This is a genomic window from Brevibacterium sp. W7.2, assembly GCF_018137945.1.
GTDB classification, from domain to species: Bacteria; Actinomycetota; Actinomycetes; order Actinomycetales; family Brevibacteriaceae; genus Brevibacterium; species Brevibacterium sanguinis.
The window spans coordinates 1,319,561-1,345,067 of record NZ_CP073089.1 but is presented as its reverse complement, the minus strand read 5'-3'; the positions used below and the strand labels follow the sequence as shown (position 1 = coordinate 1,345,067).

Genomic DNA, 25,507 nt, shown 5'->3' with positions numbered 1-25,507 from the left:
TCTAGCTCTCTTTCTTCTCATCCAACAAGTTCTGAAGCTGTGCGAACGGCGAATCGGATTCGCTCTCGCCCTCCTCGATGTCCTCACCGAGGGTGTAGCTGAACTCTTCGCTTCCGTCCTGCGAGGGACTGAAGGGCAGAGCCATCACGACAGCGTCTCTGATCGCGGGTTCGAGGTCGAGGTGATCCCGGTCGATGACGTAGGAGTCCTCGTCGCCCTCGGCCTGCTCATAGACGTACATCTCGTTGATGTCGACATCCATGGGCAGCTCGATCTCGTCGAGCGTCCTCGCGTCCTCGCCGCGAGCCACGGTCGAAACCGTGCCCGAGACGTAGATCCCCTCGGAAACGCTCTCGAACATGAGCTCGAGGTTCATCGGCGTTCCTTCGGCGACCCCGATCACTTCGATCTTGAGATCCGCCGGAGCCGGCACTGTGGCGTTGACACGTTCCCACTCACCCGGATGACCGAGCAATCCCATGGATCGGAGATCGTAGACGAACTCTGACCGCTTCTTCATGCTCTCTCCTCCGTATGCGAATGAGATGCCGCTCCTGCGTTCACACGCGACTCACCATTCTAATCAACTCCGCCGACCATTGCCAATCGTCGCCCGGACCTCGCCGAGGTGTTCCTCGTCACCCCGATTCCGTGCCGTTGCGCCAGGCTACCGCACCTCAAGGCATGAGCGCCGAGGAATTTCCCTGCCCGAGTCGGTACTGTGATCGCGTGACGTCGAAACAGACCATCAACACCATGAGCACCATCTGGGTGTCCATCGTCGCCCTCCTCTTCACGGTGACGACGATCCTCGCCATCTCGGCCGCGATCGATGTCGCCAAGATCTTCGTCGTCGGCGTGGAGACCGGACAGTTCAAAGCCCTCACCCGCGACTGCGGTCTGCCGAAGAACGGCGAGGTCATGTGCGCCTGGCGCGGAACCTACACCGGCACCGACGGCACAACGGTGGACAACGCCCTCCTCGGCGAGGACCTCTCACGCGAAACCGCGAGCGAACCGCAGCAGGTGCGCTGGAACGGCGATGAGGACAGGCCCGTCGTCTACCTCGACGACCCGCGTTCGGTGTGGAAGAACCTCGCCATCATCGCCTTCATCTGGTCCGTCTTCACCGGCCTCTACGCGTACCTGATCATCAGCAGCCTCAGCCGCCGACGCAGGAAACTCGAGACGCTCGGCAACCCGAATCCCTGACCCTCACCACTTCTCGTGACTGTTGCGCCATGTCACCCCGCCTGCGAGGAGGAGCAGCGCCCCGGAGATCGTGAAGACGACACCGGAGCCGGCGATGATCGTGAGCACCGAGGCGATCGAAGGGATCGCCACCTGGCTCAACCGATTGCCGGCCAACCGGATCGAGAGCACCGCCGCCCGGTTCGCCGGGTCCGAGAGCGTCGAGACCCACGTCATCGTCAGCGGCTGGGTGAGCCCGAAGCAGAACCCGGCGATCGCCAGCAGGATCGCCAGGCTCCACGTCTGGGTGAGCACGGGGATGAGGATGACGCAGATCCCCGCCGTCGCCGAGGCGGTCCACAGCAGCGAGAGACTCCCCCACCGACGGGCGAGCATCCCGATGATCATCCGCGAGATCACCGAGGCGAAGGTCCGCAACGCGAGCAGCCACGTCACCGTCGTCACGCTCAACCCGTTCTCCTGCCCGATGAGCGGCAGGTACGCGGTCATGAGGTCGACGGCGGCCAGAGTCGCCATCGACGCGAGGATCGCCGGCTTCATACCCCGGATCCGCAGCAGTGCCCACGGGGTACGGACATTTTCGGCCGCCTCGGCGCGGGAGACATGCGGGGTCCGCCCGCGGAGCATGACGATGACCGCCGCGATGAGGGTGAGCGCGGAGAACCCCGTCATGAACCACAGGGCGCCGACGATGTGCGGGGACCCGCCGGTGGCGTCGGCGATCATGCCGGCCAGGGGCAAGCCGATCGTCTGCCCGATCGACACCCCCAGGGTGAGGTGGCCGAATTTCGCGGTCAGGCGGGAGGCCGGGAAGCTCTGCGGGATGAGCGCCTGCGAGGCCACGGTGGTGAGCAGCTGACCGAAGCCGAGGCTCATCGTCGCGACGAGAAGCACGCCGAGGTTGGGGGCGATGGCCGCGAGTGCGACGGGGAGGATCGAGAGCACGGTGCCCACCCAGAGCACCGCGGTCGCATACCCCCGGTCGACGAGGCGGCCGACGAAGAGCGCGGTGAGCAGCGGGACGAGCGAATAGCACGCCGTCATGAGGCCGAGCACGACCCCGGTGCCGCCGAGTTCGAGGGTGCGGTAGGAGATGAGCACGCGCACGCCGTTGTACGTCGCGTGTGCGAGGACGGTGTGGACGACGAGGCCTGTGAACCAGGCCCGGGACGAGGAAGGAGTCGCCTGCATGCCTTACGAGTCGGCGCTCAGCGCGGCGAGCACGGGCTCGGGCACAAGGCCGGTGATGTCCCCGCCGTTCCTGTGGACCTCTTTGATGAGCGAGGAGGAGACGTGTTCGAACTCGGGGTTGCCGGGCACGAAGATCGTCTCGAGGTCGGTGAGGTGCTTGTTCATCAGCGCCATCGGCAGTTCGTAGGCGAAGTCCGTGCCCGAGCGCAGGCCCTTGACGACCGCGGGTGCCCCGATCCTGGCGCAGTAGTCGACGAGGAGGCCGCCGGGGACGACGTCGATCGTGATGTTCCCAGCATCCCGGGTGCGCTCATCGGCGTCGAGGGAGGCGCGGATGAGCTCGGCGCGGGTGTCCGGATCGAACCGGCCCGTCTTCGACGGGTTGTGGACGACGGCGACGACGACCTCGTCGAAGAGCTTCGCCGCACGGGCGATGATGTCGAGATGACCCATGGTGATCGGATCATAGGAACCGGGACTGACGACCTTCATGGCCTCATCGTATCCCGCCGCCTCGTCGCGGCGCGGTCAGTCCGCTTGCCGTCCGAACGGCAGTCCGCGCTCGCGCTGGATGAGCCACGCGTGCCACACAGCGCCGGTGACGAGCATGGCCCCGCAGAAGATGAGGGAGTGCACGGCTTGGAACTTCACCGCCAGCTGGGGTGACCCGTCCCCCACCGAGGTGGCCAGCACGCTCATCGCGAGCACCGAGAGCAGGGCGGCGCTGAGGCCGACGAGACCCAGCCAGCCCAGGCGCATGACGGTCGTCAGCGGCAGGGCGGTGCGGGCGATGACGATTCCCAGGCCGAGCGCGGCCGCCACCGCGCTGGCGCCGAAGAGGAGACCGAACCACGCGACGATGACCGTCGATGACCCGACGGACGGGCGGACGAGGACGATGACGACGGCGATGGCGATGAGGAGGACGACGAGGGCTTCGCCGACGAGCACCCGGAAGCGGGCGGGGAACGAGGTCGGCGAGGCGGTCATGGCCTCATCGTATCCCGCTCAGGCGTGGCGCGAGCCTGCCCTGAACGGTGGGTTCGGACACCCTGCCAGATATGCCACGCGATCGCCACAGCCATCATCGCCCCGAAGAGAAAGAGGAAGTGGACGCCGTGGAGGACAACGACGGTGTCGGCTGTCGCGCCCCCGGAGCCGATGGAGAACATGACCGACCAGAGCACGGCGAGTCCGACTGCGGCGGCACCGACAGCGCCGATCCCGAGGACGGACTGAGCGCGCGACCGCGTGGTCCTGCGCCGCAGGACGAATCCGATGATGAGCGCCGCGATGACGACTGCGACGAGATAGATCATCCCGAACCATGCAGCGATGATCTCGTACGGAGAGACGATGATCGTCGCGAGCACGAGGATGAGCACAGTGCCGACGGCGGCTGTGCTCACCGCCTCCCGGACGAACGGCCAGAACCCGCTCCTCGGGTACGATGCGTCGGGTGCGGCTCGTCCGGCTTCGACGACGGCGTGAGCGGTCATCATCTCAACTCCTCAGCTGCGGTCTCACTGTCGACTCTACTCCCCCGGCATCCGGCAGAGACGTCCGGCCGAACCGGGAGGTCAGCCCCGCAGGCTCGACCACTGGTCATCGCCGGCGGCGGTGCCCTCCCCGCGGACGACGACGGGCTCGGGGTCGGACTTCTCGTGGTGAAGGCGGGCGACGGCTTCGGCGGAGATCCTGCCGATGAGCTCGACGGCAACGCCTTCGTCGCCGGCGGCGATCGCCGCGGCGAGGCTGCGGTGGACGTCGACGAGATCACAGCGGACCTCGTAGCCGTCGGGGGCCGACAGGGAGAGCAGGCGGGTGTGGACCATCGATGCCTGCATGAGGGAGCCCAGCCTCGGCGAGCCCGAGCACGCGACGATCGCGTGATGGAAGTCGAGGTCGGCGTCGCCGATGGCGCGCGCGACATTGCCGTCGATGGCCGCCTCGAGATCGGCGAGCGCATCCTCGATGAGCGCCGTCCGCCGGTTCCCGCGGATGATGAGGCGGGCCGCCTGGACTTCGATGGCCTCCCGCACGGCGTAGACGTCGTCGATGTCGGCGGCCTCCATCCGTTTGACCCAGGCTCCGCGCCCCGGGGCATGACTGACGCTTCCCTCGCTGACGAGGCGCTGGAGCGCTTCGCGCAGGGAGGGGCGGGAGACGCCGAGGAGCTCCGCGGTGCGCACTTCGCTGATCGACTGCCCCGGCAGCAGACTGCCGCGGTAGATCGCGTTGCGGATCTCCTCGGCGACGAGATCGATCGTCGATGAACGCACGACTCTGCGCAGCACGGGCAGCTCGGACGTGCGCGGATGACTCATGTCACAAGGATATAACTTTGTCAGACAGTGTGACATCCGGACAGACAGGGGATTGAATGGACGCTGAGATGCACGTCACAACGTTCTGAGAAAGGACCTGTCATGACAGTCATGAAAGGACTCGCCGCAGCGACATCGATCCTTGCACTCACCCTCACCCTGGGCGCGTGCGGCGGAAGCGACTCGGACAAGAGCACGCTCCAGCAGGCCATCGACGACGGCGAGATCACCGTGGGCTTCGCCGGTGAGGCCCCGTACAGCTTCGAAGAGGGCGGAGAACTCCAAGGGGCGAGCGTCGCGCTCGCCCGCGAGGTCTTCTCCAACCTCGGCGTCGAGAACCTCGACGGCGTCAACACGGAGTTCGGCTCCCTCATCCCCGGGCTCAACGCCGACCGCTTCAATGCGATCTCCGCCGGGATGTCGATCCTCCCCGAACGCTGCGAGCAGGCCGCCTTCGGCAACCCCGAGTTCATGTACACGACAGCCCTGATGACGAAGAAGGGCGCCGGCGAGGGTCTGACCAACCTCGACGACGTCAAGGCCAAGGGCCTCAAGCTCGCGACGATGACCGGAGCAATCGAAAGCACGCTTTACGCGAAGAAGCTCGGCATCGAGACCCAGCAGGTCGGCACCCCGCAGGACGGCATGGACGCTGTGACGACGGGCCGGGCCGATGTCTTCGCGCTCACAGGGATCTCGCTCAACTGGATGGCCCAGAACTCGCCTGACGCCGACGTCGAGGTCAGCGAGTCCTTCGTCCAGGAGATCGACGGCGTGCCCCAGGTCGGCGCCGGTGCCACGGTCTTCCGCACCGACGACACCGAGCTGCGCGATGCGTGGAACGAGGAGCTCGACAAGATCGTCAGCGACGAGCAGGCGTACCTCGACATCGTCGGCCAGTACGGCTTCACCGCGGCGGAGCGCCCCGACGGTTCGATCACCACCGATCAACTGTGCAAGGGCGAACTGCCGACCGCGAGCTCCTGACCCCGACCGCACCTCATGACCGACAAGTTCACAGCACTCCTCGACTTCCTCCCGCAGGTGTGGGAGGGAATCCAGGTCACGCTCATCCTCACGGTCGCCGGAGCCGCCGGCGCCCTGGTCATCGCGATCGTCCTCGGACTCGCGATGACCTCGGCGCACGGCTGGCTGCGGATCCCGGCCAGGATCATCGTCGAGTTCTTCCGCGGCACGTCCCTGCTCGTGCAGCTCTTCTGGCTCTTCTACGTCCTCCCGCTCTTCGACGTCCAACTCGACCCGATGCTCTGCGGCATCGGCGCGCTGGCGCTCAACTACGGTGCCTATTCCGCCGAGGTGGTCCGGTCGTCGATCGCGACCGTGCCCAAGGGCCAGTTGGAGGCGGCGATCGCGCTCAGCCTCTCCCCGGCCAGGCGGATGCTGCGGGTGATCTTCCCGCAGGCGTGGGCGCTGATGATCCCGTCCCTCGCGACCCTGCTCATCCAGCTCCTCAAGGGCACTGCGGTCGTCTCCTTCATCACGCTCTCGGACCTCAATGACAAGATCGGCCAGCTGCGGATGTCGACGAACGACACGTTCTTCGCGTACTCCGTCGGCCTCCTCATCTACTTCGTCATCGCGTGGCTGCTCCAGGAGTTCATGAACTTCCTCGAACGACGGGCCGTCAAGCGCCTCGGCAGGCGGCGCCCGAATTCGCGCACGGACCGTCGGGCCGCCCGGCGCGAGGCCCGCGTCGGTGCCACGCAGGTGGGCGGCCCGCAGACCGCCGCCGGGCAGAGCACTGGCAACGTCGGATACGGAGCGCCGCTGTGAACTGGAACTGGGAGTTCGCCGCCGAGGCTCTGCCGATCCTCCTGCGCGGCTTCGTCAACACGCTCATCGCCACGGTCGTCGGCACGATCATCGCCGTCATCCTCGGCCTCATCCTCGCCGTGGCGATCCGCTCCCTGCCGCGGTGGATCAACTGGGTCGTGCGTCTGTTCGTCGCGTTCGTCCGCAACACCCCGCTCGTCGTCCAGCTCGTGTTCGTCTACACCGGGTTCGCCGAGATCCCGGCGCTCGCGAGCATTCCGGCGCTCGCGATCGGCTCCGCGGTCATCGGCATCCACTATGCGACGTACATGTCGGAGAGCTACCGAGCCGGCATCGACGCGGTCCCACCCGGCCAGCGGGAGGCGGCCATCGCCCTCTCCCTGCCGCCGGTGCGCACCTTCACCGCGGTCACCCTCCCGCAGGCCCTGCGGGCGACGATCCCGTCGCTCGGCAATTACGCGGTCGCGATGTTCAAGGACACCCCGTTCCTCTTCGCGCTCTCCGTCGTCGAACTCGTCACCTCGGCGCAGCAGTTCGGCGCCTCGAAGTTCGCCTACACGGAAGCCTTCACCCTGGCCGGCCTCATCTTCCTCGCCGCCAGCTACCCGACCTCCCTCCTCATCCAACGATTGGAGCGGCGCCTTGCCACCTACTGACATCACCCCGTCCCCGCACATCGACACCACCGCCGGGGCACCGGCGATCGAGTTCCGGGATGTGGAGAAGCGGTTCGGAACGACGACGGTGCTCAAGGATCTCAACTTCACCGTCGCCCCGGGAGAGCGCGTCACGCTCATCGGCCCCAGCGGGTCGGGCAAGACGACGATCCTCCGCCTCGTCATGACCCTCGAAGAGCTCACTGGCGGGTACATCTACATCGACGGCCAGCCGCTGACCTTCGCCGAACGCGACGGGAAACGGGTCGAGCTGCCGAAGAAGACGACGCGGCAGATGACGACGCGCATCGGCATGGTCTTCCAGCAGTTCAACCTCTTCCCCAACATGACCGTCATCGAGAACATCATCGAAGCCCCCGTCCATGTGCTCGGGAAGTCGAAGGAGGAGGCCGTCGCCGAGGCGAAGTCGCTGCTCGAGCGGGTCGGACTCTCGGAGAAGGCCGATGAGCATCCGAGCCGACTCTCCGGCGGGCAGCAGCAGCGCGTCGCGATCGCCCGCGCGCTGGCGATGAGCCCGGAGATCCTCCTCCTCGACGAGGTGACCTCGGCCCTCGACCCGGAACTCGTCGGCGACGTCCTCGCCGTGCTCCGCGACATCGCCGAGACCACGGACATCACGATGCTGCTGGTCACCCACGAGATGCAGTTCGCTCGTGAGGTCTCGGACCGCGTGATGATGTTCGACGGCGGCCTCGTCCTCGAGGAGGGTCCGCCCGACCTCATCTTCAACGACCCGAGTCACGAGCGGACGAAATCGTTCCTCTCGAGCGTGCTCTGAGCCGCCCCACTCATTCCGACGCGGTGAACCGACAAATACGCGGTCAGCTAACGGCGTATTTGTCGGTTGAGGGCGTAATTCGCCGCTCAGGCGCCGGCGTCGACCTCGAGCTGGGCGAAATGCAGCGCGGTCTCGCCGAACGTCTTCGAGCGGAAGACCTCGAGGCCCTCGGGCATCGTCGGCTCCGGCGCCCGGGACGAGCGTTCGATGACGACGATCGACTCCTCGTCGAGGTGGCTGCGCAGTCGGCTGAGCACCTGCGTCACCGCGTCCTCCCCGAGCGGGTAGGGCGGGTCCATGAAGACGAGGTCGAAGACCCGGGCCTCGGGGTGGGCCGGATCGGGCAGGGTGCCGAGGAACTGGATGACATCGGCGCTGCTCACCGCCGTCGAATGTCCGATGCCGAGCTTGTCCGCGTTCGCCTCGAGCGCCCGGATCGAGGCGAGGGACGAGTCGACGAAGACGACCTGTGCCGCCCCGCGCGACATCGCTTCGAACCCGAGCCCGCCGGAGCCGGCGAAGAGGTCGAGGACGTTGGCGGCCTGGAGCACCCCGTAGCCCTCGAGCATCGAGAACAGCGACTCCTTGACCCGGTCTGAGGTCGGTCGCGTGGCGTTGCCGCCCGGGGTGACGAGCCGCGATCCCTTGTGCGCTCCCGCGATGATCCTCATAGCGCCCTCCTCAATCGGTCCGGATACTGTCGGTCCGGATGGTGACAGTCCGGATGCGGACAGTTCAGATACTCAGTTTGCCTCAATGAAATGTGCGGAGTCGGCAGGCAGCACCCGCTGGCGGAACGCCCGCAGCGCCGGCATGTCCTCGAGGAACGGGTCGAAGTCGACGATCCTCTCCGCCTCGGCGCGGGCGGCGGTGAGGATGTCGGTGTCGCGGAGCACCGAGAGATGGTGCAGCGACGACCCGCCCCACTGCGAGGCCCCGAGCACATCGCCCTCACCGCGCAGATCGAGATCGTACTCGGCGAGCGCGAACCCGTCGAGGGTGCCGGCGACGGTGCGCAGCCGGTCGAAGCTCTCATCGGCCTCGGAGAGGTCGGTGAGCAGGAAGCACATCGCCTCCGACCCGTCACGACCGACCCGGCCCCGGAGCTGGTGGAGCTGGGCGATGCCGAAACGGTCCGCCTCGGCGACGACCACCATCGTCGCCCGCGGCACGTCGACGCCGACCTCGATGACGGTCGTCGAGACGAGGATGTCGATCCGGCCGGTCGCGAAGGCGTGCATGACCTCGTCCTTCTCCGCCGTCGACATCCGCCCGTGGAGGAGACCGAAGCGCAGACCGGCGAGTTCGGGAGCCGCCTTGAGGGTCTCGAGGAACTCCTCGATGCCCGGGCGGATCCCGGTCACCTCTCCGGTCTCCGCGTTCTCGATGTCGCTCGGTTCGATGCGGGGGAAGACGACGAATGTGCCCTTGTCCGCCTTGGCGGCCTGCCGGACGAGTTCGAGGATCCGCGACATCCAGTGCGGATGGTCGCTCAGAGACACCGCATGCGTGGTGATGTGCTTGATGCCCGCCGGCATCTCCTCGAGCGTGGAGACGTCGAGGTCGGCGAAGACCGTCATCGCCACGGTCCGCGGGATCGGGGTCGCGGACATGACGAGGGTGTGCGGCACCGTCATCCCGCCCTTGGCCCGCAGAGCCTCCCGCTGCTCGACGCCGAAGCGGTGCTGCTCGTCGACGACGATGAGGCCGAGACTGTCGAACATCGTCGAATCCGACAGCAGCGCATGCGTGCCGACGACGATGTCGATCTGGCCCGTCGCCAGATCGAGGGCGAGCTGCTTGCGCTCCCTGGCCGGCATCGACCCGGTGAGCAGGGCGACCCGCACCTGGTCATCGCCGGAGAGCAGCGGGGACAGCGCCATCTGCTCCCCGAGGAGCTTCTCGATCGACGCGAAGTGCTGGGAGGCGAGCACCTCGGTGGGGGCGAGCATCGCCGCCTGCGCCCCCGAGTCGACGGCCATGAGCATCGCCCGCAGCGCCACGACCGTCTTGCCCGAGCCGACGTCGCCGTGGAGGAGGCGGTGCATCGCCGTCGACTGCGCGAGGTCCCCGGCGATCTCCTGACCGACCCGCTCCTGGGAGGCCGTGAGCGCGAACGGCAGGCCTGCGTCGAAGCGCCGGGACCGTTCGCCGACCCGCAGCAGCGGGGTCGCCTCGAACTGCTCGTAGGCCACCCGCCGGGACACGAGCTCGGTCTGCAGGGCGAGCGCCTCCTCCCACTTCCACCGCAAGTTCGCCCGTTCGGTCGCCGCCGTCGTCGTCGGCCGGTGCATGTCGTTCAATGCTGTGCGCAGATCCGGCAGCCCGTACGTCTCCCGCAGCGCCCGGGGCAGCGGATCCTCGAACTCCTCGGGCCCGGCGACGTCGAGGAGGACCTTGATCGCCTTCCACAGCCTGGTCTGCGCGATCCCCTTGACCCGGGGGTAGATGGGGAACGGCGAGTTGAGGTCCTCAGGCGTCCACTTCGTGTCGTGCTCGTCCCGGTTGAGCCACACCGGCGAGCCGAGGGTGAGCTGCCCCCGATACTCCTCGACCTTGCCGGCGAAGACGACGACGAGGCCGGGGGTCAGCTGCGCGTCGAGCCACTGCTGGTTGAAGAACGCGATCTTCATCGACCGCTTCCCGTCGTGGACGATGACGTCGGTGATCGTCCCCCGCCGCTGCCGCATCCGCCGGGTGTCGACGGAGAGCACCTCGGCCTGGATGATCGCGGTCTCCCCCAGCGGCAGCTCGCCGAGCGGCGTCTTCTCCCCGGGCACGAGGAATCGCCTGGGGAAGAACCGGAGGAGATCCGTCACCGAGGTGATCCCCCGCTTCTTCAGGCCCGTGAGGTCCCGTTTGGAGAAGTAGTCCGCAAGCCGCGCGCTCATTCGACTCCCATGATGAGCAGGGTCGCCCGGTCCCGGGAGTCGATCTCCTGGAGGCGAACGTGGTCGTGTGATTTCCGCAGCCATTCTCGCAGGTGGGAGAGCACCTCGGCGGAGCATCCGGGTCCGTGGACGACGGTGAGGAGCTCCCCGCCGGCGCCGAGGAGGCGGTCGGCGAGCTTGACGACGAGCGTGGAGAGCTCCGTGCTCTGCGACTTCGCCTTCCCGTCGATGACGACGCGATAGAACTGCGAGGGATGCGCCCCCGCGGTGTCCTCGTCGACGACGTTGAGGGCGCCGGTGACGGCGTGGATCTCGAGCTGCTCGGCGGAGACGATCGTGCCCATCCGGGTGCCGGCTGCCGCGTCGGTCATGTCGGCGAAGATCTCCCCGACCGGGGCGAACGGGTCGTAGACGGCGAGCGCCGAGAGCAGGGTGGCGACGTTCCGGGAGCGGACGAGGTGCGCGCTGCCGCGCAGCCCCGCCAGTGCCGAGAGCGCCCCGGACGAGCTGGGGATGACGATGACGTCGCGCTCCTCGGCTTCGACGACCTCGGCCACGGCGGTCGCAAGGTGGTTCGGCCCGGTCCCCCGGCCCATGCCGGGCACGGCCTCGGGGTCGACGACCGTCGGGTCGAGGACCGTGGCGCCGTTGAGCGCGCAGTGGAGCTGGAGTCCGGTGCCGCGGACGAGCGCGATGAGCGCCGTCTCCCCCGCCTCCTCGTGGAGGCGCAGATCCTCCATGTCGAGGCGGGCGATGCCGTCCTCGCCGAGGCGGTCGAGGACGGCCGCGGCCGCGGTCTCGTCGGCGACGTGGACGTGGACCTTGACCCCGTTGATGACGATCGACGTGCCGCCGAGCCCCTCGAGCGCCTCGGCGAGGTCGCCTGACGGGGTGCGTCCGAGGACCGCGACGATCTCGAGCTCCTCGGCACGGGCCTCGTGGACGATGCGGGGGGCCTTCGCGACCTCCCCGATCATCGACCCCTGGCTCGTGCGGCCGGAGACGGTCGCGTAGAGGAGGTCGAAGAGTTCGACGATGCCCGTCGATCCCGCGTCGACGACCTCGGCCTCGCGGAGCACGGAGAGCTGACCGGTCGTCTCGCGCAGGGCGTCGCGGGAGCGCATCCGCACGGCGGAGATGAGATCGACGAGGGCGGCTCCGTCGTCGGCCTGTTCGCGGGCTTCGGTCGCCATCGCGTCGAGGACCGTGAGCATCGTCCCGTCGACGGGCCGGGCCACGGCCTGTCGGGCCCGGTGGGAGGCGAGTTCGAGGGCGAAGGCGAGCGCTTCGGGCGTCGCGACGGTCACCCCGTCGAGGGCGTCGGCGACTCCCTGGAGGGCGACGGAGAGGATGAGACCGGAGTTGCCGCGGGCACCGCGTTCGGCCCCGGCGGCCATCGCCTTGACGACCTCGGGCAGGGTGACCGGTCCGGTCAGCTCCTCGACGGCCCGGTAGGCCGCGCGCAGGGTCTGGTACATGTTCGTCCCCGTGTCGCCGTCGGGGACGGGGAAGACGTTGAGTTCGTCGATCTCGGCGCGCTCACGGCGCAGCCGGTCGACGGCCCTCCGCGCCCATCTGGCGGCGAGGCGTCCGTTGAGCCCGATGGCCGGATTGGGTCCCACGTCCATCGTCCGTCACTTCCCGAAATGGCTGAAGCCGCTCGTCGGCACGGGTGCGCCGTCGAGGCTGACCCCGCTGCCTGCCTGCATCTCACCGATCCTCCGCCAGCCTACCGGGTGAGGACCGGGGTGGGCCGCCGACGCGACGAAGCCGTGGTCCTCCCCGCCGTCGAGGACCCAGTGGAGGGCCAGCGCCTCGGCGTCCGACCAGGCCTGTGCGCTCTCCGCCTTCGCGTTGTTCCCCTGTGCGGCGATGACGTACTCCGCGGCCGACAGCAGCGGGGCGAGGAGCGGGTCGAGGGCGGCCCGGTCGAGGTCGGCGTGCACTCCGGAGGCCTTCGCGATCCGACCGAGGTCGGTGCTCAGACCGTCGGAGGCGTCGATCATCGCCGAGGCGACGGGCCCTTCCGGACCCCCCGCGGCGATGAGCGCGGCGATCGCCGCGTAGTCCGGCTGCGGGGCGAGCTGGGCGTCGATGAGGGCGGTCAGCTCGCCGGGCAGCTCGTCCGGGCGGGCGCCGGCGAAGAGCAGGTCGAGGCCGGCGGCGGCGCGACCGAGGGTGCCGGCGAGCCAGATGCCGTCACCGGGCCTGGCCCCGGCCCGGGTGATCGCGTGACCGGCCTCGGCGGACCCGAGCGCGGTGAGCGCGACGACGATGAGGCCCGAGGACGAGAGGTCGCCGCCGATGACGGGCACCGCGGTCCGCAGCGCCTGCCCTGCCCGGTCGGCTTCGGCGACGATGCCCTGGAAGAGCGCTTCGAGGTCGGCCACCTCGGTGGTGTCGGGGACGGCGAGGGAGACGAGGAGTCCGTGCGGGAGGGCCCCCATCGCGCACACGTCGGCGAGGTTCTGGGCGGCGGCTTTGACGCCGAGCGCGTGCCAGTCGAGCCACGTGCGCGTGAAGTCCTCGTTCTCGACGAGCATGTCGGCAGTCGAGACGAGCCGGCCCGTGAGATTCGTCACGGCGGCGTCGTCGCCGGGGCCGACGATCTCGACGGCACCTGCGCGTCTGTGGGCGAGAAGGCGGTCGAGCACGTCTGCTTCGCCGAGTTCGGACAGTTGTGGCATACATCCAACCCTATAGGGACGATACGGTAGTTCCATGCGTTCGTTCCTCCGCCGGTCGCCCGGCTCGCAGGCTCAGTCCAGCTCGCCCGTGCTGCGCTCCGCGGCCGCCGTGACCCTCGCCCTTCCCGTGCTCGGCATCGCCCTGTCCGGCTGCGCCCGCACGGTCGTCGTCGAACCCGCGGCGGATGCCGCGAACCCGCAGTGCGCGGACATCATGCTCCGCCTGCCCGACGAACTCGACGGCCAGCAGGTGCGCGACACCTCCTCGCAGGGCACGAAGGCGTGGGGCGATCCCAACGTCGCCGTCGTCCGCTGCGGCGTCACCCCGCCCGGTCCGACGACGGACCAGTGCGTGAGCGTCAGCGGCGTCGACTGGATCTCCAAGGGCGGGGAGGACGACGACACGTGGGTGTTCACGAGCTACGGACGCACCCCGGCCGTCGAGGTCCTCGTCAACCGCAAGCTCGCGTCGGGCTCTGATGTGCTCGCCACCGTCTCCCCCGCCATGCAGGTCTTCGAGGCCCAGGACGAATGCGTCGGCGCCGAGGATGTCGGTGAGATCCCCGGTCAGCCGAGCACCCCGCCCGGTGACTCCGGCGTCGAGGTCTCCCCCGCCCCGACCCCCTGAGGGTCAGCCCCGCGGACCCTCGTTGAGCGTCAGTCCCGCGTGCGGCGGGCGTGGTCGATGAGGGCGATGCTGATGAGTTCGCTCACCAGGCTCGGGTAGTCGATCCCGGAATTCGCCCACATGAACGGGTACGCCGAGGTGGGGGTGAACCCGGGCAGCGTGTTGAGTTCGTTGATGATGACCTCACCGGAGTCCGTGACGAACGTGTCGGCGCGGGCGAGCCCCGTGCAGTCGAAGAGGCGGAACACCGCGGCCGAGAGCTCCCGGATGCGTGCCGTCGTCGCCTCGTCGACCCGGGCCGGGCAGCTCAGCTGCGCATCGGCGAGGTCGAGGTACTTCGCGTTGAAGTCGTAGAAGTCGTGGTCGCCGGAGACTTCGATCTCCCCGGGGTAGGAGGTGCGCACCTCGGCGTCGAAGAGGGAGCCGAGCACCGCGCATTCGATCTCCCGGCCGATGACCTGCGGTTCGACGATGACCTTCGTGTCATGGGCGAACGCCTCGAGCAGAGCCGCCTCGAGGCCGTCGGGACCGGCGACGCGGCTGACGCCCATCGAGGAGCCGGCGCGGGCGGGCTTGACGAAGACGGGGAAGGTCAGGGCCGCCACCCGGGTCTCGACGTCGGCCCGGTCGGTCTGCCACATCGTCTCGGTGACGAGCTCCCACGGGCAGGTGGGGATGCCGGCGTGGGCGAGCAGCGTCTTCGTGTAGTGCTTGTCCATGCTCGCGGCAGAGGAGAAGACCCCGGAGCCGACGAACGCGGTGTCGCTGAGCTCGAAGAGCCCCTGCAGGGTCCCGTCCTCGCCGTACTGGCCGTGGAGGACGGGGAAGAAGACGTCGACGGTCTCGAGTTCGGTGACGCTGCCGTCGGCGTCGCGCTGAAGCAGCGGGGCCCCGACCGCGGAGACGCGGGGAATGATCTCGGTGCCGTTGTCGGTGACCTCGGGCATGTTCGCCGGGTCGAAGTGCATGTCGGCCCAGTCGTCGACAATGCGCCACACTCCCGACTTCGTGATGCCGATCGGCAGGACCCGGTAGGCCTCGTCGTCGATGGCGCTGATCACCCCTGCCGCCGTGACGCAGCTGACGGAGTGTTCACTCGAGCGTCCTCCGAAGAGAACTGCGACGAGCGGCCGGTGATCGGTGTCTGACATATCGGTCCTTGATCGGGGATGGAACTCATCGTCCCCGCACGCCCGAGCGTGCGGGGACTGGGAAACTCTAGCTCAGTCGGCCTCGTATGTGCATTCGAGCCACGCGCGGCCGATGCCCTTGAAGTACATGTTGAAGCCCGCGAACGCCGGCGTCGAGGAGGCGTCGATCCCCAGCGGCTCGGAGAGTGCGGTGACGATGAAGTAGTAGCGGTGGGGTCCGTGTCCCTCGGGCGGGGCGGCGCCGACGAAGCGGGGCTGTCCGGCGTCGTTGGGCAGGGTCACGGCGCCGGCGGGCAGGAGGTCGGCCTCCGGGTTGCCGGCGTCGGTGGGCAGGGAGGTCACCGAGGCGTCGAGGTCGATGACGGCCCAGTGCCAGAATCCGGAGCCGGTCGGGGCGTCGGGGTCGTAGCAGGTCACGGCGAACGCCTTCGTCTCCGCGGGGAAGCCCGACCACGACAGCTGCGGGGACTTGTCCTCACCGCCGGGCACGCCCATGATGCCGGAGGCCTGCGGGGCCGGGAGGGCCGCCCCGTTCTCGATGTCGGTGCTCGTGATCTCGAAGGTCGGAAGCTCGGGAAGGTTGAAGAACGGTGAGTTGACGCTCATGGGTGCTCCTTGGGCTCGTGCGGATCGATCGGCAGCCGTGACGGCCTCAGGCCGGCGGGCCTTCGTGCTTACGCTTCCGAGACAACAGCAAAGCGGCGAGTTCGTCAACCCGCAGACGCCCGGCGAGAACCGCGCTGACCGCCTCGGTGATCGGCAGGTCGACACCGTAGCGGCGACCGAGGGCGAGCACTGCGGGAGAGGACTTCACACCCTCCGCGGTCTGCTCGGTGTGCGCGATCGTCTCCTCGAGGCTCATCCCCTCGCCGAGGTGGCGGCCGAAGGTGCGATTGCGCGAGAGCGGGGACGCGCAGGTGGCGACGAGGTCGCCGAGTCCGGCGAGTCCGGAAAGGGTGTGCGCCTCGGCGCCCATCGCCGCGGCCAGCCGGGAGGTCTCGGCGAGTCCGCGGGTGATGATCGAGGCCTTCGAGTTGTCGCCGAGGCGCTGGCCGTCGGCGATGCCCACGGCCAGGGCGATGACGTTCTTCACGGCCCCGCCCATCTCGACGCCGACGACGTCGGTGTTCGTGTACGGGCGGAAGTACGCGTTCGCGCTGATCTCGGCGACCGCCTCGGCGGTGGCGATGTCCGAGGCGGCGACGACGGTTGCGGTCGGCTGCCGGTCGGCGATCTCCTTCGCGAGGTTGGGTCCGGACACGACGGCGATCCGACCCTCGGCGATGCCGGTCACCTCGGCGATGACCTCCGACATCCGCTTGCCCGTCTCGACCTCGATGCCTTTCATGAGGCTGACGAGGATCGCCCCGTCGCTCAGGTGGTCCTTCCACCGGCTGAGGTTGTCGCGCAGGGTCTGCGCGGGCACGGCGAGGATGACGATGTCCGCCCCGGTGACGGCCGCGATGTCGTCGGTCGTCGCGGTGATGAGGTCGGGCAGCACCCGGTCGCCTAAGTACCTGGCGTTCGTGTGGGCGGTGGTGATCTCCTCGGCGGTCTCCGCACGGCGGGCCCAGAGGGTGACGGGGAACCCGGCATCGGCGATGACGGCGGCGTACGTCGTCCCCCACGATCCGGCGCCGAGCACGGCGATCTTGGGCGTGCTCACGAATCGGCCTCCTCGGTGCGGAAGCGGGCCGGCAGCTCACGGCCGGAGAGGTCGGCGACCATGCCCGCGATGGTGTCGGTCAATCGCTTCGTCAGCGCTGTCATCGAACTCTTCTCTTCCCTGTGCTCCCAGAGATCCTGGTAGTCGATCGGCGGCCCGAACCGTACCACGGAGGTGTGGCTGAGCGGGCGGAAGCGCGGTCTCAGCGTGCCGCGCGGTTTGACGTCCTCGAGCCCCCAGTGGGCTGCCGGGATGATGGGGGCACCCGTCTCGAGGGCCAGCCGGGCGGTCCCGGACTTGAAGTGCTGGGGCCAGAAGTGCTCGTCCTTCGTCAGCGTGCCCTCGGGGTAGATGACGACGATCTCCCCCTTCGCCAGTGCGTCCTTCGCGTACTCGAGGGAGTCGCCGGCCTGCGCCGAGGCGCGCAGCACGGGGATCTGACCGAGTCCCTTGAGGACGATGCCCAGGGGGCCGGAGAACAGCGTCGACTTCGCGAGGAAGTGCGGCAGCTTGCCGCTGCGCCACAGGCCGAGGCCGACGAGGATGGGGTCGAGGTGGTTGGCATGGTAGGCCGCGACGATCGCCCCGGTGTTCTCCGGCAGGTATCCGGGGTTCTCGATGCGGATCTTCGAGGTCAGGCGGAAGAGCCCGTACGCGGCGGAGGCGACGACGAAGGCGACCCGCCGCTGGGAGCGGACGTCGCCGGGTGCGAAGGAGACGATGTGGCCGCCGGGTGCATCCCCGCCGGTCGCGCTCATGCGGAGACCTCGGCGCCGAGTCCGAGCAGCTTGTCGAGGAAGTTCTCGTACCCGCGGTTGATGAGCTCGATCCCGTGGACTTCGCTGCGCCCCTGTGCGGCCAGGGCCGCGATGAGGTGGCTGAAGCCCCCGCGCAGGTCGGGGACGTCGATGCGGGTGCCCTTGAGGTCGACGGGCCCGGAGACGACGGCCGAATGCGCGTAGTTGCGGCGCCCGAACCGGCACGGGGTGCCGCCTAGGCATTCGCGGTAGAGCTGGATCCTCGCCCCCATCTCGACGAGGGCGTGGGTGAAGCCGAAGCGGTTCTCATAGACGGTCTCGTGGATGATCGACAGGCCCTCGGCCTGGGTCATCGCGACGACGAGCGGCTGCTGCCAGTCGGTCATGAAGCCGGGGTGGACGTCGGTCTCGAGGGCGAACGAGGCGAGCCTGCCGCCGGGATGCCGGAAGCGGATGCCGGACTCGTCGACCTCGAACTCGCCGCCGATCTTGCGGAAGATGTTGAGGAACGTGATCATCTCCGGCTGCGAGGCGCCCTCGACGAAGATGTCCCCGCCGGTCGCCAGGGCCGCCGAGGCCCACGAGGCGGTCTCGTTGCGGTCCGGCAGGGCCCGGTGGATGAAGCCGTGGAGGGTGTCGACGCCCTCGATGCGCACGACCCGGTCGGTGTCGACGGTGATGATCGCGCCCATCTTCTGCAGCAGCGCGATGAGATCCATGATCTCGGGTTCGATCGCGGCGTTGCGCAGCTCGGTCACGCCCTCGGCGCGCACCGCGGTGAGCAGCACCTGCTCGGTCGCCCCGACCGACGGGTACGGGAGTTCGACCTTCGTGCCCTGGAGGCGGCGCTTCGTCGTGAGCATGATGCCGCCGGCGGTCTTGTCCACCTCGGCGCCGAACTGCCGGAGCACATCGAGGTGGAAGTTGATGGGACGGTCCCCGATGTGGCAGCCGCCGAGGTCGGGGATGAACGCCTGCCCGAGGCTGTGGAGGAGGGGACCGCAGAAGAGGATCGGGATCCGCGAGGAGCCGGCATGGGCGTCGATGTCGACGATCGAGCCCTGCGCGACCTGGGAGGGGTCGAGACGCAGCTCGCCGTCGGCGTGGGCGCCGTCGGGTCCCGGGGTGACGCTGACGCCGTGGAGCTCGAGGAGTCCCGTGACGATCTCGACGTCGCGGATCTGCGGGACGCCGCGGAGCACGGACGGGGTCTCCCCGAGGAGGGAGGCGACCATGGCCTTCGGCACGAGGTTCTTCGCGCCCCTGACCCGCACGGTTCCCCCGAGCGGATTTCCGCCGCGGACTTCGAGCATGTTCCTCCCCTGGTCGCTTTCCGGACTCGTCCGCGGACTCCTGCGACGGTGACCCGCCGGCTGTCCTCGGACTCGTCCAAGACTAGCGCAGACGACCGTGCGACCCGGCCTCAGACCTTCGCGGGCAGGGTGCGCGGCTTGTGGACGGGACGCCTGGCCTCGAACGCCGCGATCTCGTCCTCCTTGGCCAGGGTGAGGCTGATGTCGTCGTGGCCCTCGAGCAGCCGCCAGCGCGTGTAGTCGTCGATCTGGAACGGGACGGTGACCGTGTCGCAGGTGACGGTCTTCTCACCCAGGTCGACGCTGATCGGGGTGCCCGGATGGTTCTCGATGATCTTCCAGATGATCTCGATGTCGGCCTGCTCGAGCTGCGCGGCGAGGAGACCCTCCTTGCCCGAGTTGCCGCGGAAGATGTCGCCGAAACGCGAGGAGAGGACGACCCGGAACCCGTAGTCCTTGAGCGCCCACACGGCGTGTTCGCGCGAGGATCCGGTGCCGAAGTCGGGGCCGGCGACGAGGACGGACCCGGAGGCGTAGTCGGGGTCGTTGAGGACGAAGTCCTCGGCCGTGCGCCACCGGGAGAAGAGGGCGTCCTCGAATCCCGTGCGGGTCACCCGCTTGAGGAACTTCGCGGGGATGATCTGGTCGGTGTCGACGTTCGAGCGGCGCAGGGGCACGCCGACGCCGGTGTGGGTCGTGAAGGCTTCCATGGCTGCTCCTTACGCGGTCGCCGAGGCGCTGGTTCCCGTCGCAGCGGGATCGCCCGCCGAGGTGGGGGTCAGGGTGAGGGTGGGACGATCGTCCCACGGCACGGGGGCGGCATCGCGGGGCAGGTCCTCGACGTCGGCGGGCGAGGACAGCGTGCCGCGCACCGCCGTGGCCGCGGCGACGAGCGGGGACACGAGGTGCGTGCGCCCGCCCTTGCCCTGTCGGCCCTCGAAGTTGCGGTTCGACGTCGAGGCGCAGCGCTCCCCTTCGGCGAGCTGGTCGGGGTTCATGCCCAGGCACATCGAGCAGCCGGCGAAGCGCCATTCGGCGCCGAAGTCCTTGAAGATCCGGTCGAGGCCCTCGGCCTCGGCCTCGAGACGCACCTTGGCGGAGCCGGGGACGACCATGAAGCGCACGGAATCGGCCTTCTTCCGGCCGCGCACCACCTCGGCGGCGGCCCGGAGATCCTCGATGCGGGAGTTCGTGCACGAGCCGAGGAAGACGGTGTCGACGGCGATGTCGCGCAGCGGCGTGCCCGGGGTCAGGCCCATGTAGGCCAGGGCGTTGGCGGCGGCGATCTTGTCGTTCTCGTCGGCGAAGTCCTCGGGCGCGGGCACGTTCGCCGACAGCGGCAGGCCCTGACCGGGGTTCGTCCCCCACGTGACGAAGGGCTCGATGTCGGCGGCCTCGAGGACCACCTCGGCGTCGAAGGTCGCGTCCTCATCGGTGTAGAGGGTCTTCCAGTACGCGACCGCCTCATCCCATTCCACGCCCTCAGGGGCGTGCGGACGGCCCTTGACGTACTCGAAGGTCGTCTCGTCGGGGGCGACCATGCCCGCCCTGGCCCCGGCCTCGATCGACATGTTGCAGATCGTCATCCGGGCCTCCATCGACAGGGACCGGACCGCCTCGCCGCGGTATTCGAGGACGTAGCCCTGACCGCCGCCGGTGCCGATCTTCGCGATGATCGCGAGGATGATGTCCTTGGCCGTCGAGCCCGGCGGCAGCTGGCCGTCGACGGTGATCGACATCGTCTTGAACGGCTTGAGGCTGAGCGTCTGCGTCGCGAGGACGTGCTCGACCTCGGAGGTGCCGATGCCGAAGGCGAGCGCCCCGAACGCGCCGTGGGTCGAGGTGTGCGAGTCGCCGCAGACGACGGTCGTGCCCGGCTGCGTGAGGCCGAGCTGCGGTCCGACGACGTGGACGATGCCCTGATCGGCGTCGCCGAGGCTGTGGAGGCGGATGCCGAACTCCTCCGCGTTCTTCCGCAGGGTCTCGATCTGCGTGCGCGAGGTCGGTTCGGCGATCGGCTTGTCGATGTCCCACGTCGGCGTGTTGTGGTCCTCGGTGGCGATCGTGAGGTCGGGGCGGCGCACGGGGCGCCCGGCGAGTCGGAGTCCGTCGAACGCCTGCGGACTCGTCACCTCGTGGACGAGGTGGAGGTCGATGTAGATGAGGTCGGGTGCGCCGTCCTGACCTGGGGAGACGACGTGATCGGCCCAGACCTTCTCGGCCAATGTGCGTGGCATGGTTCCTCCCGCCGGAGCGGAGATCCTCCGCCCGGGTAGTGCTCTGGGGCGGCGGCCGGAGTGCGACCGCCTGAGGCGACCGCGGTCGCGGTGCGCCCCGCCTCGTTCGAGGTGTGGAGTGAAATCTACTCGCCCGTATCGCATTTCGAACTTGCATCTCGCTCATTGAGACGCGCACAATGGTCTCTATGACAAGCAATGGTAGCGGCGTCGGCGTCATCGACAAGGCCGCAATGGTTCTCTCCGCCCTTGAGGCCGGACCCGCGTCTCTCGCTGAGCTCGTCTCGCTCACCGGACTCGCGCGACCGACCGCTCACCGTCTCGCCGTCGCCCTTGAGTTCCACCGCATCGTCGGCCGCGATCTGCAGGGCCGGTTCGTCCTCGGACCGCGTCTGGCCGAACTGTCCTCGGCCGCCGGCGAGGACCGGCTGCTCGCCGCGGCCGGGCCCGTGCTCGGGCAGCTGCGCGATCAGACGGGTGAGTCGGCTCAGCTCTTCCGCCGCCAGGGCGATCTGCGTCTGTGTGTGGCCGCGGCCGAACGGCCCGTCGGCCTGCGCGACTCGGTGCCGATCGGGGCGACCCTGAGCATGCGCGCGGGCTCGGCCGCCCAGGTCCTCCTCGCGTGGGAGGAGCCGGACCGGCTCCACACCGGTCTGCGCGGGGCCCGCTTCTCCGCGACGATGCTCTCCGGCGTCCGGCGCCGCGGCTGGGCCCAGTCGATCGCCGAACGCGAGCGCGGAGTCGCCTCGGTGTCGGCGCCCGTCCGCGGACCGAGCAATCGCGTCGTCGCGGCCGTGTCGATCTCCGGCCCCGTCGACCGCCTCACCCGGCAGCCGGGCCGCCTCCACGCGAAGGCCGTCGTCGACGCGGCACGTGCGCTCACCGAGGCGCTCGTCCGCGGGTGACCCGACCGTGGCTGACCCGTCCGTCACCGACCCGGCGCGGCACCAGCCCGATCACGTCGACCTCGAGCACGGTGTCACCCGTGCCGTCGTCACGCGGGCGGGCGCCGGACTCCGGTCGCTGACGGTCGACGGCCGTCCCGTCGTCGTCTCCCCTTCGGCGGCCGGGCCGGTGACCGCGGCGGCGGCCGGGGCGGTGCGGATCGGGGAGTTCTCCGATGCCGCGTGGACCGTCGCCGCGCGGTCTGCGTCGACTCTCACTCTCAGTGCCACCGGCGATCACGGTCAGGTGGCCGCCTCGGTGAGATTCGCACTCACCGACGACGGTCTCGAAGCCGCTCTCCACGTCCGTTCCCCGTCCGCCCTCGACATCAGTGTCCGTGCCTGGTTCGACCCCGGCGGCGCAGCCGTCGATGAGGCCGCCCTGCGCCTCGACTCCGCGGGATGGCTCGGCGGGACCGCGGTCGCGCCTGAGCGCCTCGACCGCGCGGCGGCAGCGTTCGACACGGGCTCGTGGGTTCCGCGCGACCATGCCGCCGCGGTCGACGCGTGCGTCCTGTGTCGGGACTTCCGCGCTCTGCGCAGTCTCGACGGGGTCGTCCTCGACGATCTGTTCACCATGGCACCGGGGACCCGGTCGCAGTGTCGGATCAGGCGCGCCGACGGGGCCTCCACCCTGTTCTCCGCGAGTTCGGGCTTCGATGTGTGGCACGTGAGCACCGGGGACGGACTCACGCCGTCGCGAGCGGCGCTCGCTGTGGCCGCACGCTCGACCGCCGCCTCGGCGCTCGAGTGGTCCGTGCGCCTGGCCTGAGGGAGAACCGGCCACCTTCGGCGTCGGCTCACAGCACCGTGTGAAACGCATCGGAACTCGCGTGATCTCGCCCTGATAGATTGCGAATACGCAGGTGGGCGGCGTCACACCGCCCCGTGATCCTGAAACCGACCGCGAAAGAGGATGCGACGATGTCGACATCGCACGACCCGGAGAAGAGCAGCTCCGAGACTCCCCACCACTCCCCCAGCGCCGACAGCGCCGTCCCGCGAGGCGCTGCGCCACGAGGCGAGACCGCACCGACCGACTCCGCGCCTCCCCTCCACGCCGACGAAACAGCATCGAGGGCCGGCGAGACCGCACGCAGCGCCGCCGACGAGTCAGCGCCCAGCGCAACCGCCGACCGTGCCGCCGACAACGGTGCCTCTGACCCTGTTGCCACTGACCCTGATGCTGCTGACCAGCACTCGACGCTGCAGTACCAGCCGGGGCATGCCGACGGCGACCAGCGCGCCGCTGATCTCTACGGACACAGCCAGCACAGCGCCGGCCAGCACAGCGCCGGTCAGCAGCCCGGCTCGCCGCAGACACCCGGCCACTACTCCGGCGGCCACTACTCCAACGGTCAGGTCGCCGCTGATCAGCCGGCGGGATCGCAGCAGCCCGGAGCTCATCAGTACGGCTCTCAGCCCGGGGCCGCTGCGCCCGGCTCTCAGCCCGGAGCCCACCCGTACGGCTCTCAGCCCGGCAGTTACGGCCAGCAGGCAGAGTACGGCCAGCAGGCAGAGTACGGCCAGCAGGCGGTCTACGCCCAGCCGACCGGATATGGTCAGCCGACCGGATACGGCCAGCCCAGCACTGCCACGCCTGCGGACCAGCGCGGCTTCTTCAAGTCGCTCTTCGACTTCCGCTTCAACACGTTCGTCGCCACACGCTGGGCGGGGATCATCTACATCCTCGCGATCGTCGTCGCCGTCTTCGCCTGGATCGCGACGATCATCAGCGGCATCGCGGCCGGATCGGCGTCGCGGGTCGCGATGAGCTACTGGGAGCCGGAGCCGTCGTTTAGTCCGTGGCCGCTGCTCTTCGCGATCCTCTTCGGCTGGATCGTCCCGTCGCTGTGGGTGATCTTCGTCCGCCTCGCCCTCGAGCTCATCGTCGCCAGCGTCAAGACCGCCGAGCACACGAAGCGCCTCGCCGACTCGATCGGGGTTATAGGCCAAAAAGTGTGTCCGTGATCGTCCCGGATCCCAGCCACACCAAGGACAATCACCTGATTGCTTAGCTCTGATCGCTTAGCATTCGTAGGGTGCTTGCAATCGACCGAAATGTCAGATCTGTCAGACAACGCTGAAGAAGAACGGCACGACCAAGGCCGGAACCACCCGGTACAGGTGTCCCGCCTGCGGAGCCTCCAGCAGCGCCAAACGCCGAGGATCGACACAACGATTCGAACTGCGCGCCTTCCTCGACTGGCTCCTGGGACCAGCACCACAACCAGCCCACACACCACTGGGCAGCCCCCGAACGTTCCGGCGCCGCACATCCTGGTGCTGGACGATCCACCCAACAGTGTCCCCGACCTCTGAAATCCATGATCAGATCATGCTCGATGGCACCTACACCAACGGGTGGTGCGTCCTCATCGCCTACACCGGCACTCACGTCATCGACTGGCAATGGTGCGACCACGAAAAGACCGCGTCCTGGACGGCACTCATCTCAACCATCCCTGCACCCCGCTACGCCATCGTCGATGGCAACGGGCCGTTGACAACGACGATCGAGAGACTCTGGCCACAGACACGAATCCAACGCTGTTACTTCCATATCCAGCACGCCTGTAACACGCATTTGACGAGGACGCCGACCCTGCCGGCGAACAAGGAACTTCAAGCGATCTACCGGGCCCTGTCGAAAGTCCAGACGTGGGATCAGGCTGCAGCGTGGCTGGCCGAGTTCGCGACATGGGAAGCGAAATGGGACCGTATGCTCAAACAGCGAACCTATGCCCGCTCCAGCACGAGCAGACCCGCCCACGTCAGGCCCGGGCAGACATGGTGGTACACGCATCTGCGCACGCGCCGGGCCCACGGGTTCCTGGCCAAACTCATCGCGAAGAACCATCTGTTCACCTGGCTCGAGGCCGCCGACGAAGGGGTCGTGATCGCGAAGACGACGAACGCGTTAGAAGGCGGTATCAACGCTGGCATCAAGCATCTCAAACGTCACCACCGCGGACTGTCTGAAGACCACGGACGACGAGCCGTGGATTGGTACTTATGGGACCGAACACAGGCCCACAGTGACCCGTGGACTCTGGCGAAGTCGCAACTGAAAACGCTAGCGACAACGCCTCTGAAGGAGCCGGTCGCCGAGCCTGTAGGTCCCGCCGTCTATGACACGGGGTTCTCGTGGGAAGACGGGATCGGTATCCAGTCAGGATGGGGCGGACGACGTCGGTGACACACCCGGCACGGACACACTTTTTGGCCTATAACCCCTCGATCGGCCGCTGAC

General features: G+C 68.6%; 26 protein-coding genes and 1 pseudogene. 10 read left to right on the top strand and 17 right to left on the bottom strand.

Going from position 1 to position 25,507, the window contains the following annotated elements:
- Position 1 precedes the first annotated feature (1 nt).
- The gene (locus tag J9315_RS06030; protein ID WP_144588252.1) at positions 2-520 is read right to left on the bottom strand and encodes a YceD family protein; all 519 of its coding nucleotides are present in this window, start codon (positions 518-520) and stop codon (positions 2-4) included.
- Between the two features lie 236 nt (positions 521-756).
- On the opposite strand from J9315_RS06030, the gene J9315_RS06025 reads away from it, so the two are divergent.
- On the top strand, positions 757-1,212 hold the full coding sequence (locus J9315_RS06025; protein WP_211979011.1) for a hypothetical protein: 456 nt from the start codon (positions 757-759) through the stop codon (positions 1,210-1,212).
- Positions 1,213-1,215: 3 nt separating this feature from the next.
- On the opposite strand, the gene J9315_RS06020 is transcribed toward J9315_RS06025, so the two are convergent.
- The 5 genes from J9315_RS06020 to J9315_RS06000 form a co-directional block, all read right to left on the bottom strand.
- A complete protein-coding gene (locus J9315_RS06020; protein WP_211979010.1) occupies positions 1,216-2,403 on the bottom strand; it encodes an MFS transporter in 1,188 nt (395 codons plus the stop codon).
- A gap of 3 nt (positions 2,404-2,406) precedes the next feature.
- Positions 2,407-2,895, bottom strand: coding sequence for a pantetheine-phosphate adenylyltransferase (gene coaD / locus J9315_RS06015; RefSeq protein WP_144588246.1), 489 nt, complete (start codon positions 2,893-2,895; stop codon positions 2,407-2,409).
- A gap of 36 nt (positions 2,896-2,931) precedes the next feature.
- Positions 2,932-3,393: a hypothetical protein gene (locus J9315_RS06010; RefSeq protein ID WP_198499168.1), complete on the bottom strand. Its 462-nt coding sequence runs from the start codon at positions 3,391-3,393 to the stop codon at positions 2,932-2,934.
- Positions 3,390-3,905: a hypothetical protein gene (locus J9315_RS06005; protein WP_211979009.1), complete on the bottom strand. Its 516-nt coding sequence runs from the start codon at positions 3,903-3,905 to the stop codon at positions 3,390-3,392. The genes J9315_RS06010 and J9315_RS06005 overlap by 4 nt, the downstream gene beginning before the upstream one ends.
- Before the next feature lie 78 nt (positions 3,906-3,983).
- Entirely contained in the window at positions 3,984-4,730 is a 747-nt protein-coding gene (locus J9315_RS06000; protein ID WP_211979008.1) for a GntR family transcriptional regulator, read from the bottom strand.
- A 102-nt stretch (positions 4,731-4,832) separates the two neighbouring features.
- Here J9315_RS06000 and J9315_RS05995 point away from each other — a divergent pair, with 102 nt between their 5' ends.
- The 4 genes from J9315_RS05995 to ehuA are packed head-to-tail and all read left to right on the top strand — an operon-like array spanning position 4,833 to position 7,979.
- Positions 4,833-5,717 (top strand): transporter substrate-binding domain-containing protein, encoded by an 885-nt coding sequence (locus tag J9315_RS05995; RefSeq protein ID WP_211979007.1) that lies wholly within the window; start codon positions 4,833-4,835, stop codon positions 5,715-5,717.
- Positions 5,718-5,732: 15 nt separating this feature from the next.
- Positions 5,733-6,524, top strand: coding sequence for an ectoine/hydroxyectoine ABC transporter permease subunit EhuC (ehuC, locus tag J9315_RS05990; RefSeq protein ID WP_211979006.1), 792 nt, complete (start codon positions 5,733-5,735; stop codon positions 6,522-6,524).
- Entirely contained in the window at positions 6,521-7,180 is a 660-nt protein-coding gene (gene ehuD, locus J9315_RS05985; protein WP_211979005.1) for an ectoine/hydroxyectoine ABC transporter permease subunit EhuD, read from the top strand. Before ehuC ends, ehuD begins: the two co-directional genes overlap by 4 nt.
- Positions 7,167-7,979: an ectoine/hydroxyectoine ABC transporter ATP-binding protein EhuA gene (ehuA, locus tag J9315_RS05980; protein ID WP_211979004.1), complete on the top strand. Its 813-nt coding sequence runs from the start codon at positions 7,167-7,169 to the stop codon at positions 7,977-7,979. Before ehuD ends, ehuA begins: the two co-directional genes overlap by 14 nt.
- 86 nt (positions 7,980-8,065) lie before the next feature.
- Here ehuA and rsmD read toward each other — a convergent pair whose 3' ends face one another.
- The 4 genes from rsmD to thiL form a co-directional block, all read right to left on the bottom strand.
- Positions 8,066-8,650, bottom strand: coding sequence for a 16S rRNA (guanine(966)-N(2))-methyltransferase RsmD (rsmD, locus tag J9315_RS05975; protein WP_211979003.1), 585 nt, complete (start codon positions 8,648-8,650; stop codon positions 8,066-8,068).
- 72 nt (positions 8,651-8,722) lie between these two features.
- Positions 8,723-10,870, bottom strand: coding sequence for an ATP-dependent DNA helicase RecG (locus J9315_RS05970; protein ID WP_211979002.1), 2,148 nt, complete (start codon positions 10,868-10,870; stop codon positions 8,723-8,725).
- Positions 10,867-12,498, bottom strand: coding sequence for a DAK2 domain-containing protein (locus tag J9315_RS05965; protein WP_211979001.1), 1,632 nt, complete (start codon positions 12,496-12,498; stop codon positions 10,867-10,869). Before J9315_RS05965 ends, J9315_RS05970 begins: the two co-directional genes overlap by 4 nt.
- A gap of 6 nt (positions 12,499-12,504) precedes the next feature.
- Complete coding sequence (gene thiL / locus J9315_RS05960; RefSeq protein ID WP_211979000.1) at positions 12,505-13,557, bottom strand: thiamine-phosphate kinase; 1,053 nt, start codon at positions 13,555-13,557, stop codon at positions 12,505-12,507.
- Between the two features lie 34 nt (positions 13,558-13,591).
- Between thiL and J9315_RS05955 the strand changes: the two genes are divergently transcribed.
- Positions 13,592-14,185, top strand: a complete 594-nt coding sequence (locus J9315_RS05955; protein ID WP_211978999.1) for a DUF3515 domain-containing protein — start codon at positions 13,592-13,594, stop codon at positions 14,183-14,185.
- 29 nt (positions 14,186-14,214) lie between these two features.
- Here J9315_RS05955 and J9315_RS05950 read toward each other — a convergent pair whose 3' ends face one another.
- From J9315_RS05950 to leuC, 7 genes are all read right to left on the bottom strand, one after another.
- The gene (locus J9315_RS05950; RefSeq protein ID WP_211978998.1) at positions 14,215-15,336 is read right to left on the bottom strand and encodes a D-alanine--D-alanine ligase family protein; all 1,122 of its coding nucleotides are present in this window, start codon (positions 15,334-15,336) and stop codon (positions 14,215-14,217) included.
- 72 nt (positions 15,337-15,408) lie between these two features.
- Positions 15,409-15,942 (bottom strand): YbhB/YbcL family Raf kinase inhibitor-like protein, encoded by a 534-nt coding sequence (locus J9315_RS05945; RefSeq protein ID WP_198499180.1) that lies wholly within the window; start codon positions 15,940-15,942, stop codon positions 15,409-15,411.
- A gap of 46 nt (positions 15,943-15,988) precedes the next feature.
- Positions 15,989-17,002 carry an NAD(P)H-dependent glycerol-3-phosphate dehydrogenase gene (locus tag J9315_RS05940; RefSeq protein WP_211978997.1) on the bottom strand — a complete coding sequence of 338 codons (1,014 nt, stop codon included), beginning with the start codon at positions 17,000-17,002 and terminating at the stop codon, positions 15,989-15,991.
- Positions 16,999-17,760 (bottom strand): lysophospholipid acyltransferase family protein, encoded by a 762-nt coding sequence (locus J9315_RS05935; protein ID WP_211978996.1) that lies wholly within the window; start codon positions 17,758-17,760, stop codon positions 16,999-17,001. The genes J9315_RS05940 and J9315_RS05935 overlap by 4 nt, the downstream gene beginning before the upstream one ends.
- Entirely contained in the window at positions 17,757-19,073 is a 1,317-nt protein-coding gene (gene murA, locus J9315_RS05930) for a UDP-N-acetylglucosamine 1-carboxyvinyltransferase (RefSeq protein ID WP_198499183.1), read from the bottom strand. The genes J9315_RS05935 and murA overlap by 4 nt, the downstream gene beginning before the upstream one ends.
- A gap of 110 nt (positions 19,074-19,183) precedes the next feature.
- Positions 19,184-19,783, bottom strand: coding sequence for a 3-isopropylmalate dehydratase small subunit (gene leuD, locus J9315_RS05925; RefSeq protein WP_211978995.1), 600 nt, complete (start codon positions 19,781-19,783; stop codon positions 19,184-19,186).
- A gap of 9 nt (positions 19,784-19,792) precedes the next feature.
- A complete protein-coding gene (gene leuC, locus J9315_RS05920; RefSeq protein ID WP_211978994.1) occupies positions 19,793-21,310 on the bottom strand; it encodes a 3-isopropylmalate dehydratase large subunit in 1,518 nt (505 codons plus the stop codon).
- Between the two features lie 188 nt (positions 21,311-21,498).
- Here leuC and J9315_RS05915 point away from each other — a divergent pair, with 188 nt between their 5' ends.
- The 4 genes and pseudogenes from J9315_RS05915 to J9315_RS05900 form a co-directional block, all read left to right on the top strand.
- Positions 21,499-22,215 carry an IclR family transcriptional regulator gene (locus tag J9315_RS05915; protein WP_009378215.1) on the top strand — a complete coding sequence of 239 codons (717 nt, stop codon included), beginning with the start codon at positions 21,499-21,501 and terminating at the stop codon, positions 22,213-22,215.
- Positions 22,216-22,222: 7 nt separating this feature from the next.
- Positions 22,223-23,026 (top strand): hypothetical protein, encoded by an 804-nt coding sequence (locus J9315_RS05910; protein WP_198499186.1) that lies wholly within the window; start codon positions 22,223-22,225, stop codon positions 23,024-23,026.
- A 152-nt stretch (positions 23,027-23,178) separates the two neighbouring features.
- The gene (locus J9315_RS05905) at positions 23,179-24,225 is read left to right on the top strand and encodes a DUF4282 domain-containing protein (protein ID WP_211978993.1); all 1,047 of its coding nucleotides are present in this window, start codon (positions 23,179-23,181) and stop codon (positions 24,223-24,225) included.
- Between the two features lie 94 nt (positions 24,226-24,319).
- Positions 24,320-25,453 (top strand): annotated as a pseudogene (locus J9315_RS05900) (IS1249 family transposase); the annotation flags it as partial.
- Between the last annotated feature and the right edge of the window lie 54 nt (positions 25,454-25,507).

Coding starts and splice junctions, on each gene's coding strand:
- J9315_RS06030 (WP_144588252.1), bottom strand. CDS start 520: ATGAAGAAGCGGTCAGAGTTCGTCTACGATCTCCGATCCATGGGATTG.
- J9315_RS06025 (WP_211979011.1), top strand. CDS start 757: ATGAGCACCATCTGGGTGTCCATCGTCGCCCTCCTCTTCACGGTGACG.
- J9315_RS06020 (WP_211979010.1), bottom strand. CDS start 2,403: ATGCAGGCGACTCCTTCCTCGTCCCGGGCCTGGTTCACAGGCCTCGTC.
- coaD (WP_144588246.1), bottom strand. CDS start 2,895: ATGAAGGTCGTCAGTCCCGGTTCCTATGATCCGATCACCATGGGTCAT.
- J9315_RS06010 (WP_198499168.1), bottom strand. CDS start 3,393: ATGACCGCCTCGCCGACCTCGTTCCCCGCCCGCTTCCGGGTGCTCGTC.
- J9315_RS06005 (WP_211979009.1), bottom strand. CDS start 3,905: ATGATGACCGCTCACGCCGTCGTCGAAGCCGGACGAGCCGCACCCGAC.
- J9315_RS06000 (WP_211979008.1), bottom strand. CDS start 4,730: ATGAGTCATCCGCGCACGTCCGAGCTGCCCGTGCTGCGCAGAGTCGTG.
- J9315_RS05995 (WP_211979007.1), top strand. CDS start 4,833: ATGACAGTCATGAAAGGACTCGCCGCAGCGACATCGATCCTTGCACTC.
- ehuC (WP_211979006.1), top strand. CDS start 5,733: ATGACCGACAAGTTCACAGCACTCCTCGACTTCCTCCCGCAGGTGTGG.
- rsmD (WP_211979003.1), bottom strand. CDS start 8,650: ATGAGGATCATCGCGGGAGCGCACAAGGGATCGCGGCTCGTCACCCCG.
- J9315_RS05970 (WP_211979002.1), bottom strand. CDS start 10,870: ATGAGCGCGCGGCTTGCGGACTACTTCTCCAAACGGGACCTCACGGGC.
- J9315_RS05965 (WP_211979001.1), bottom strand. CDS start 12,498: ATGGACGTGGGACCCAATCCGGCCATCGGGCTCAACGGACGCCTCGCC.
- thiL (WP_211979000.1), bottom strand. CDS start 13,557: ATGCCACAACTGTCCGAACTCGGCGAAGCAGACGTGCTCGACCGCCTT.
- J9315_RS05955 (WP_211978999.1), top strand. CDS start 13,592: ATGCGTTCGTTCCTCCGCCGGTCGCCCGGCTCGCAGGCTCAGTCCAGC.
- J9315_RS05950 (WP_211978998.1), bottom strand. CDS start 15,336: ATGTCAGACACCGATCACCGGCCGCTCGTCGCAGTTCTCTTCGGAGGA.
- J9315_RS05945 (WP_198499180.1), bottom strand. CDS start 15,942: ATGAGCGTCAACTCACCGTTCTTCAACCTTCCCGAGCTTCCGACCTTC.
- J9315_RS05935 (WP_211978996.1), bottom strand. CDS start 17,760: ATGAGCGCGACCGGCGGGGATGCACCCGGCGGCCACATCGTCTCCTTC.
- murA (WP_198499183.1), bottom strand. CDS start 19,073: ATGCTCGAAGTCCGCGGCGGAAATCCGCTCGGGGGAACCGTGCGGGTC.
- leuD (WP_211978995.1), bottom strand. CDS start 19,783: ATGGAAGCCTTCACGACCCACACCGGCGTCGGCGTGCCCCTGCGCCGC.
- leuC (WP_211978994.1), bottom strand. CDS start 21,310: ATGCCACGCACATTGGCCGAGAAGGTCTGGGCCGATCACGTCGTCTCC.
- J9315_RS05915 (WP_009378215.1), top strand. CDS start 21,499: ATGACAAGCAATGGTAGCGGCGTCGGCGTCATCGACAAGGCCGCAATG.
- J9315_RS05905 (WP_211978993.1), top strand. CDS start 23,179: ATGTCGACATCGCACGACCCGGAGAAGAGCAGCTCCGAGACTCCCCAC.